The organism is Silanimonas sp. (assembly GCF_044377035.1).
In the GTDB taxonomy this organism is placed as follows: domain Bacteria; phylum Pseudomonadota; class Gammaproteobacteria; order Xanthomonadales; family Xanthomonadaceae; genus Silanimonas.
Window position 1 is genome coordinate 147,738 of sequence record NZ_JBILJW010000006.1, and the last position, 8,326, is coordinate 156,063.

The 8,326-nt window shown below is 69.2% G+C and carries 10 protein-coding genes, 1 tRNA gene and 1 pseudogene; 11 read left to right on the forward strand and 1 reads right to left on the reverse strand.

The features are described 5' to 3' along the window. Positions 1 to 2: 2 nt before the first annotated feature. The 4 genes from trpA to ACIQ6S_RS05120 all read left to right on the forward strand — a co-directional run bounded on the left by trpA (position 3) and on the right by ACIQ6S_RS05120 (position 4,104). On the forward strand, positions 3 to 794 hold the full coding sequence (trpA, locus tag ACIQ6S_RS05105; protein WP_397607418.1) for a tryptophan synthase subunit alpha: 792 nt from the start codon (positions 3 to 5) through the stop codon (positions 792 to 794). A 79-nt stretch (positions 795 to 873) separates the two neighbouring features. Beyond that, complete coding sequence (gene accD, locus ACIQ6S_RS05110; RefSeq protein ID WP_397607409.1) at positions 874 to 1,746, forward strand: acetyl-CoA carboxylase, carboxyltransferase subunit beta; 873 nt, start codon at positions 874 to 876, stop codon at positions 1,744 to 1,746. After that, positions 1,746 to 3,101 (forward strand): phosphoglucosamine mutase, encoded by a 1,356-nt coding sequence (gene glmM / locus ACIQ6S_RS05115; protein ID WP_397572752.1) that lies wholly within the window; start codon positions 1,746 to 1,748, stop codon positions 3,099 to 3,101. The genes accD and glmM overlap by 1 nt, the downstream gene beginning before the upstream one ends. 70 nt (positions 3,102 to 3,171) lie before the next feature. Next, entirely contained in the window at positions 3,172 to 4,104 is a 933-nt protein-coding gene (locus ACIQ6S_RS05120) for an isopenicillin N synthase family dioxygenase (RefSeq protein ID WP_397607410.1), read from the forward strand. Positions 4,105 to 4,169: 65 nt separating this feature from the next. Here the strand turns inward: ACIQ6S_RS05120 and ACIQ6S_RS05125 are convergent, their stop codons facing one another. Beyond that, positions 4,170 to 4,979, reverse strand: coding sequence for an SDR family NAD(P)-dependent oxidoreductase (locus ACIQ6S_RS05125; RefSeq protein ID WP_397607411.1), 810 nt, complete (start codon positions 4,977 to 4,979; stop codon positions 4,170 to 4,172). 73 nt (positions 4,980 to 5,052) lie between these two features. Here ACIQ6S_RS05125 and tpiA point away from each other — a divergent pair, with 73 nt between their 5' ends. The 7 genes and pseudogenes from tpiA to ACIQ6S_RS05160 all read left to right on the forward strand — a co-directional run. Continuing rightward, a complete protein-coding gene (gene tpiA / locus ACIQ6S_RS05130) occupies positions 5,053 to 5,805 on the forward strand; it encodes a triose-phosphate isomerase (RefSeq protein ID WP_397607412.1) in 753 nt (250 codons plus the stop codon). 11 nt (positions 5,806 to 5,816) lie between these two features. Beyond that, positions 5,817 to 6,287, forward strand: coding sequence for a preprotein translocase subunit SecG (gene secG, locus ACIQ6S_RS05135; RefSeq protein ID WP_397607413.1), 471 nt, complete (start codon positions 5,817 to 5,819; stop codon positions 6,285 to 6,287). Between the two features lie 52 nt (positions 6,288 to 6,339). Next, a tRNA-Leu gene (locus ACIQ6S_RS05140) sits at positions 6,340 to 6,424 on the forward strand. Positions 6,425 to 6,502: 78 nt separating this feature from the next. After that, complete coding sequence (locus ACIQ6S_RS05145) at positions 6,503 to 6,859, forward strand: NADH-quinone oxidoreductase subunit A (protein ID WP_297866739.1); 357 nt, start codon at positions 6,503 to 6,505, stop codon at positions 6,857 to 6,859. Further along, positions 6,850 to 7,404, forward strand: a complete 555-nt coding sequence (locus tag ACIQ6S_RS05150) for an NADH-quinone oxidoreductase subunit B family protein (RefSeq protein WP_298340339.1) — start codon at positions 6,850 to 6,852, stop codon at positions 7,402 to 7,404. Before ACIQ6S_RS05145 ends, ACIQ6S_RS05150 begins: the two co-directional genes overlap by 10 nt. A 42-nt stretch (positions 7,405 to 7,446) precedes the next feature. Beyond that, positions 7,447 to 8,172, forward strand: coding sequence for an NADH-quinone oxidoreductase subunit C (locus ACIQ6S_RS05155; protein ID WP_397607414.1), 726 nt, complete (start codon positions 7,447 to 7,449; stop codon positions 8,170 to 8,172). 3 nt (positions 8,173 to 8,175) lie between these two features. Beyond that, positions 8,176 to 8,326, forward strand: a pseudogene (locus ACIQ6S_RS05160) (NADH-quinone oxidoreductase subunit D); the annotation flags it as partial.

Sequence of the window (8,326 nt, forward strand, 5' to 3'; positions counted from 1 at the left end):
CCGTGAACCGCATCGACGCGCGCCTCGCCGCGCTGCAGGCCGCAGGCCGCAAGGCCCTCGTGCCCTTCGTCACCGCGGGCGATCCGTCCCGCGAATCGACCGTGCCGGTAATGCACGCCTTGGTCGAGGGCGGCGCCGACCTGATCGAACTCGGTGTGCCGTTCTCCGACCCGATGGCCGACGGCCCGGTCATCCAGAAGAGCTCCGAGCGCGCCATCGAACGCAAGGTCGGTCTCACCTTCGTGCTGGAGGCCGTGCGCCATTTCCGTGCGGCGGATGCAACCACGCCGGTCGTGCTGATGGGTTACCTCAATCCCATCGAGATGCGTGGCCTCGAGCGCTTCGCCGACGAGGCCGCCGCCGCCGGCGTGGACGGCGTGCTGCTGGTCGACCTGCCGCCCGAAGAGGCCGACCCGGTGCGCGAGGTGTTCACCGCCCGCGGCCTGCACCTGATCGCCCTGGTCGCCCCGACCACCACCGAGGCCCGCCTCGTCCCGCTGCGCACCCACGCGCAGGGCTACCTGTACTACGTCAGCTTCGCGGGCGTCACCGGGGCCAGCAAGCTCGACACCGGCGACGTCGCCGCCAAGGCGGCCGTGGTGCGCGCGCACAGCCCGGTGCCGGTGCTGATCGGTTTCGGCATCAAGGACGCAGCCTCCGCCAAGGCCCTTGCGGCCCACGGCGACGGCGTCATCGTCGGCAGCGCGCTGGTCCAGGCTCTAGCGGACGCTGCCGACCCGGTGGCGACGGCACGCGCCTTCCTGCAGCCGATCCGCGCCGGCCTCGACGGCTGATCCGGCGCCGGCGGGGGCTTTCCGGCCCCCCGCCGGCCTTCCGCTACACTTTGCGGCCCTGACCACACCCGGGCCCTCCATGAGCTGGTTGAACAAGCTGAAACTCGGCGGCATCCGTACGCAAGGCGGCAACAAGCGCGGCGTGCCGGAAGGCCTGTGGGAGAAGTGCGACAACTGCGGCGCCGCCCTCTACGCGCCGGAAGTCGACCAGCACCTCCACGTCTGCCCGAAGTGCGACCACCACATGCCGATCGGTGCGCGCGAGCGCATCGCGGCCTTCCTCGACGCCGACAGCTTCGTGGAGATCGGTTCCCACCTCGAGCCGGTCGACGCACTGAAGTTCCGCGACCAGAAGAAGTACGCCGATCGCATCAAGGCCACCCAGAAGGCCACCGGCGAGAAAGACGCGCTGATCGCCGGCGCGGGCCGCCTGATGGGCATGCCGGTGTGCGTGGCGGCCTTCGAATTCCGCTTCATGGGCGGCTCGATGGGCTCGGTGGTCGGCGAGCGTTTCGCCCTCGCCGCCGAGCGTGCGCTGGCCGACCGCAGCGCCCTCGTGTGCTTCTCCGCCACCGGCGGCGCGCGCATGCAGGAAGGCCTGTTCTCGCTGATGCAGATGGCCAAGACCTCGGCGGCCATCGCCCGCCTGCGCAAGGCCGGCGTGCCCTACATCTCGGTGCTGACGCACCCGACCACCGGCGGCGTCTCGGCGTCGCTCGGCATGCTCGGCGACATCAACGTCGCCGAGCCGAAGGCGCTGATCGGCTTCGCCGGCCCGCGCGTGATCGAGCAAACGGTCCGCGAGCGCCTGCCGGAAGGCTTCCAGCGCAGCGAGTTCCTCGTCGAGCACGGCGCCGTCGACCTGATCGTCGACCGCCGCGAGATGCGCCAGCGGCTGGCGTCGTTGATCGCCCTGCTTGGCCGCCGTCCCGCCCCGGTCGAGGCCGCCTGATGGGTACGCGCAAGTACTTCGGCACCGACGGCATCCGCGGCCGGGTGGGCGAGGGCGCCATCTCGGCGGACTTCGTGCTGCGCCTCGGCAACGCCTACGGCCACGCGCTGCGCGCGGCGCGTGGTGAGGGTGATTGGCGCAAGCCGCTGGTCGTTATCGGCAAGGACACCCGCATTTCGAACTACATGTTCGAAGCGGCGCTGGAGGCCGGCCTCGTCGCCGCTGGCGTCGACGTCCAGCTGATGGGCCCGATGCCCACGCCCGCGGTCTCGCACCTGACGCGTTCGCTCGGTGCCGACGGCGGCATCGTCATCAGCGCCTCGCACAACCCGCACTACGACAACGGCATCAAGTTCTTCTCGGCCGAAGGCGAGAAGCTCGACGACGCCACCGAGCTCGCGATCGAGGCCGCGCTGGATCATCCGTTCAGCACCGTGCCCTCGGAGAAGCTCGGCAAGGCCGTGCGCACCCGCGATGCGGTCGCGCGCTATGTCGAGGCTTGCAAGGGCTCTGTGCCGCGCCGCTTCAACCTCGGCGGCATGCGGATCGTGGTGGATTGCGCCCATGGTGCGACGTACCAGCTCGGACCGCTGGTGTTCCGCGAGCTCGGTGCTCGGGTGGACGCCATTGGCGTCGATCCGAACGGCCTGAACATCAACGACGGCGTGGGCTCCACGCACCCGGAATTCCTCGCCGCCCGCGTGCGCGAGACCGGTGCCGAGCTCGGCATCGCCTTCGACGGCGACGGCGACCGCGTGCTGTTCGTCGACAGCGATGGCGTCGTGCGCGACGGCGACGACCTGCTGTGGATCCTCGCGGACGACTGGCAGCAGAGCGGCCGCCTCCGTGGCCCGGTGGTCGGCACGCTGATGACCAATTACGGCCTCGAGCGTGCGTTCGCCGAGCGCGGCATCGGCTTCCTGCGCACCAAAGTCGGCGACCGCTATGTGCACCAGGCCCTGATCGAGAAGGACGCCGTCCTCGGCGGCGAAACCTCGGGCCACCTGCTATGCCTCGACCGCGTGAGTTCGGGCGACGGCATCGTCAGTGCGCTGCAGGTTCTCGAGGTCCTGCGCCGCCGCGGTCTCACGTTGAAGCAGGCGCTGTCGGGCATGGCGAAGGTTCCGCAGAAGACCGTCAACGTGAGGGTTGCGCCGGGCGTGAAGCCGGCCGAGGCCGAGAGCGTCAAGGCCGCGCTCGCCGACGCCCAAGCGGCCGTGCAGGGCCGTGGTCGTGCCTTCCTGCGCCCTTCCGGTACCGAGCCCGTGGTGCGCGTCACCGTCGAGGCCGACGATGCGGGCCTGATGCAGCGCGTGCTCGACGCTCTCTCCGCCGCGGTGAAGGCCGCGGCTTGATCCGCGTCATGCCGGCCCGCGAGGGTCGGCATGATGATCTCCCCCCGAATTCCCAAGACGATCCACGACGATGGCCATCCCCACCCTCGACATCCGCCGCTTCGATACTGACCGCGAGGCCTTCGTGGCCGAGCTCGGCGCCGCCTACCGCGAGTGGGGCTTCTGCGGCATCCGCGGCCACGGCATCCCGCAGGCGCAGATCGACCGCGCCTATGACGTCTTCCAGCGCTTCTTCGCGCTGCCCGAAGCCACCAAGAAGGCGTACCACGTGCCCGGCAGCGGCGGTGCCCGCGGCTACACGCCCTTCGGCATCGAGACGGCGAAGGGCGCGAAGCACTTCGACCTCAAGGAGTTCTGGCACGTCGGCCGCGAGATCCCGCGCGACTCGAAGCACGCCGAGGTGATGCCGGCAAACCTGTGGCCGAGCGAGATCCCGGAGTTCAAGGAAGTGGCCTACGGCCTGTTCACCACGCTCGACCAGCTCGGTTCGCGCGTGTTGTCGGCCCTGGCCCTGCACATCGGCCTGCCGGAGCAGTTCTTCGCCGACAAGACCAACTTCGGTAACAGCATCCTTCGCCCGATCCACTACCCGCCGATCACCGCCGACGACATCCCGAACGTCCGCGCCGGGGCGCACGAGGACATCAACCTCATCACCCTGCTGGTTGGCGCCAGTGCCGCGGGCCTTGAAGTGCTCTCCCAGAAGGGTGAGTGGGTGCCCTTCACCTCGGAAGCCGACACCATCGTGGTGAACATTGGCGACATGCTGCAGCGCCTCACCAACCACGTGTATCCGTCGACGACGCACCGCGTGGTCAACCCGCCGGGCGATGCCGCCCGCCAGCCGCGCTATTCGACGCCGTTCTTCCTGCACCCGAATCCGGACTTCCTGATCGAGACGCTGCCGGGCTGCATCACGCCGGACAATGCGAACCGCTACCCGGAGCCGATCACGGCGCACGGCTACCTGATGGAGCGCCTGCGCGAGATCAAGCTGGCCTGATCCATTCGCTCTCGCCAGTGGCCACGAAGCCCCGCTTTGCGGGGCTTCGTCGTTTCCGGGCCGGCTCAGCCCTCGTCGCGGAAATCCTTGGCTTTCGAGGCGATGAGCGCACCGGCGAGCCGGTCGGGTAGGTACTTCGAGAGCGCGGCGATCAGGCGGTTCGCGCGCCCGGTGATGAGCCGCGTCCGTCCCGACTCGACGGCGTCCACGCCGAGCTTCGCCACGGTTGCGGCGTCGAGCCAGATGCCCTTCGGCAGTTTGGCCACCGTCGCGCGCATGCCGTTCACGTCGTGGAACTCGGTGTAGGTCATGCCGGGGCAGAGGGCGGTCACGTTCACCCCCTTCGGCCCGACTTCCTTGGCCAGCGTCTCGCTGAACCGGATCACGAACGCCTTGGTCGGGCCGTACAGCGTGTGCCCCCCGGTCGGCGGCACCAGGCCGGCCAAGGAGGCGACGTTGAGGATGCGGCCGTGGCCCTCGGCCTCCATCGCCGGCAGGAAGCGATGCGAGAGTTCGCAGACCGCCACGAGGAGGACCTGCAGCGAGGCCTGGTGCGTGGCCCAGTCCTTGGCAAGGTAGCGGCCCGGCACGCCGAAGCCAGCGTTGTTCACCAGCGTGTCGACGCGCAGCCCCCGCGCCTCGCAGTCCGCCACGAGCCGGGCCGGCGCGGCCGGATCGGCGAGGTCGGCGGCGATCACCTCCACCCGCACCCGCGGCCGCAGCTCGGCGGCGAGGGCCTCCAGCCGGTCCGCGCGGCGCGCGACCAGCACCAGGGGTTTGCCGCGCCGCGCGTATTCGCGGGCGATCTCGGCGCCGATGCCGCTGGAGGCGCCGGTGACGAGGGCGAAACGGTCGGTGCGGAGCGGGGCGGGCATGGCGGCAATCCATCGAGGCCCGGGTGGGCGGCCTGCTATCCTTCCGCGCCTCGGAACCTTGGAGCAAGCCCGCATGCGTCCCCGCATCGTCGCCGGCAACTGGAAGCTCAACGGCACGCGCGCCTCGGCAAAGGCGCTGCTGCAGGCCATCGTCGACGCGCCGCGCCCGGAAGGCGTGCAATGCCTCGTGATGCCGCCGATCGCCTATCTCGCCGAGTCCATCACGGGCTTCGCCGGCCAGGGCATCGGTTTCGGCGCGCAGGACCTCGATGTCCACGAGGCGGGCGCGTTCACCGGCGAGACCTCGGGCGCCATGCTGAAGGACGTTGGCGCCACGCACGTGCTCGTCGGCCATTCCGAGCGCCGCCAGTTCCATGAAGAGTCAAGCGACCTCGTCGCCGAGAAAATGCTCGCGGCGCGCCGGGCGGGCCTGGTGCCCGTGCTGTGCGTCGGCGAGAGCCTGCACCAGCGCGAGGCCGGCCAGACCGAATGGGCGCTGTCGGGGCAGGTGGCTGCCGTGCTGAAGCGGGGAGGCATCGAGGCCTTCCGCGGCGCCGTGCTGGCGTACGAACCAGTCTGGGCGATCGGTACGGGCCGCACCGCCACGCCGGAGCAGGCGCAGGAGGCGCATGCGTTCCTGCGTAGCGAACTCCGGGCGCACGATGCTACAATCGCCGACTCGCTGCCGATCCTTTACGGCGGCAGCGTGAAGGCCGCCAACGCCGCCGAGCTGTTCTCTCAGCCCGACGTCGATGGGGGACTGATCGGCGGTGCCTCGCTGGTCGCCAACGACTTCCTCGCCATCGTCGCAGCCGCGGCGCGGTGAACTGAAAAGACATGAATCTGATCGTCCTCGCCACCGTCATCTACGTTCTCGTCGCCGTCGCGATGGTCGTGCTGATCCTCATGCAGCGCGGTGCCGGCGCCCAGGCGGGCAGTGGCTTCGGAGCCGGTGCCTCGGCAACCGTGTTCGGCGCCTCGGGTTCGGCCAACTTCCTGTCGAGCACCACCAAGTGGTTGGCCGTGGTGTTCTTCGCGATGAGCCTCGGTATGGCGTGGTACGCCAGCAAGCATGGCGGTCGCCTGATGCCGTCGGACACGGACGACGTCGGCCTGATGTCGGAAGCGGCTCCGGCCGCCGACGCGGCGGCCCCGGCCCCGGTCTCGACGGATGCTCCGGCGGCCGAGGCCCCGGTGGCTCCGGCGCCGGAAGCGGCTGCGCCCGCCGCGGCTGACGTGGCGGCACCGGCCGCGGAAACCGCGACGCCGGCGGCAGAAAATCCGCCGGAAGGCGAGTCAGGCGGCTGATGGCCTGATATAATCTCGTTGCTCCGCGAGCCGTACGGAGTATGCATTACAAGCCCAGATGGCGGAATTGGTAGACGCACTACCTTGAGGTGGTAGCGACTTAGGTCGTGGGGGTTCGAGTCCCCCTTTGGGCACCAAACAATCGAAGTCTTGTATCGCGCCCCAGCCCGGGGCGCGGTCGCAATGCGCCCCCGGGGCGCTAGCCGAGGGCCTGCATGCTGGGCGAGTACCTGCCGATCCTGCTGTTCCTGATCGTCTCCACCGGCCTTGGTCTGGTGCTTCTCGTCGCCGGCTGGCTGCTCGGCCCCAAGCGTCCCGACGCAGAAAAGCTTTCGCCCTACGAGTGCGGCTTCGAGGCCTTCGAGGACGCGCGCATGCCATTCGACGTGCGCTATTACCTCGTCGCGATCCTGTTCATCGTCTTCGATCTCGAAATCGCCTTCGTGTTTCCGTGGGCGCTCGTTTACCGCGACATCGGCGAGCCCGCGCTGTGGGCCATGGCCGGCTTCCTCGGCATCCTGGTGTTCGCTTTCATCTACGAATGGAAGAAGGGGGCGCTCGAATGGGAGTGATCCAGACCGTCTCGCGCGTGATGCACAACCCGGAGCCCTTGAGCCGGGTCGATGACCTCCTGCGTCCCGAGTCCGACAACCCGCTGTTCGAACGTGGCTTCGTCACCACCTCGGTCGACTCGCTCGTCAACTGGGCGCGCACCGGCTCGCTGTGGCCAATGACCTTCGGTCTCGCCTGCTGCGCCGTCGAAATGATGCACGCGGGCGCCTCGCGGCTCGACCTCGACCGCTACGGCGTGGTGTTCCGCCCGTCGCCGCGCCAGTCCGACGTGATGATCGTGGCCGGCACGCTGGTCAACAAGATGGCTCCGGCGCTTCGCAAGGTCTACGACCAGATGCCCGAGCCGAAGTGGGTCATCTCGATGGGTAGCTGCGCCAATGGCGGCGGCTACTACCACTACAGCTATTCCGTGGTGCGCGGCTGCGACCGCGTGGTGCCCGTCGACGTCTACGTGCCGGGCTGCCCGCCGACGGCCGAGGCGCTGGTGTACGGCATCCTGCAGTTGATGAAGAAGATCCGCCGCACCAACACGATCGCGCGCTGACGCGCGCGCCGCTGCAGAACGCAACGCACGCAGAATTCGACCATGGCCGAAGCCAAGCCGCGTCTCGCCGAACGTCTCCGCGCCCGCTTCGGCGAGCGCGCCCTCGCCATTGTCGAAGCGCATGGCGAAACCACGCTCGAAGTCGCGCCGTCCTGCTGCTTCGACGTCGCCCGGGCGCTGCGCGACGAGCCGGAATTCCACTTCGAGCAGGCTGTCGACGTCTCGGGCATCGACTTCCTTGGCTACGGTGAAGGCGAGTGGGAAACCACCGACGTCAGCAGCGAGGGCTTTTCGCGCGGCGTCGAGGGCGATGGCCCGGGGCGTTTCCGCTGGGAAAACCGCCCGCAGGGCGTGGGCCCGGCGAAGCGCTTCGCGTCGGTCGTGCACCTGCTGTCCATCCGCAACAATGATCGCCTGCGCCTGCGGACTTTCGCCACCGACAACGCGCTCCCGGTCGTTCCGTCGCTGGTCGAGTTGTGGCCCGGGCTGGACTGGTTTGAGCGCGAGGCTTTCGACCTCTATGGCATCGTCTACGAAGGCCATCCGGACCTGCGCCGCATCCTCACCGACTACGGCTTCGTGGGCCATCCGTTCCGCAAGGACTTCCCGCTGATCGGCAACGTCGAAGTGCGCTACGACGCAGAGAAGCAGCGCGTCGTCTACGAGCCCGTGACCTCCGTCGAGCCGCGCGTCGGCGTCCCGAAAGTGGTCCGCGAAGACTCGCGTTGGCACCAGGCGGCGTCGGAAGCCGCGGCGAAGAAGGCCTGAGCCATGACCCCTGCCGCGATGAACCAAGAGATCCGCAACTACACGATGAACTTCGGGCCGCAGCATCCGGCGGCCCACGGCGTGCTCCGCCTCGTGCTCGAGATGGACGGCGAGACCGTCCGCCGCGCCGATCCGCACATCGGCCTCCTGCACC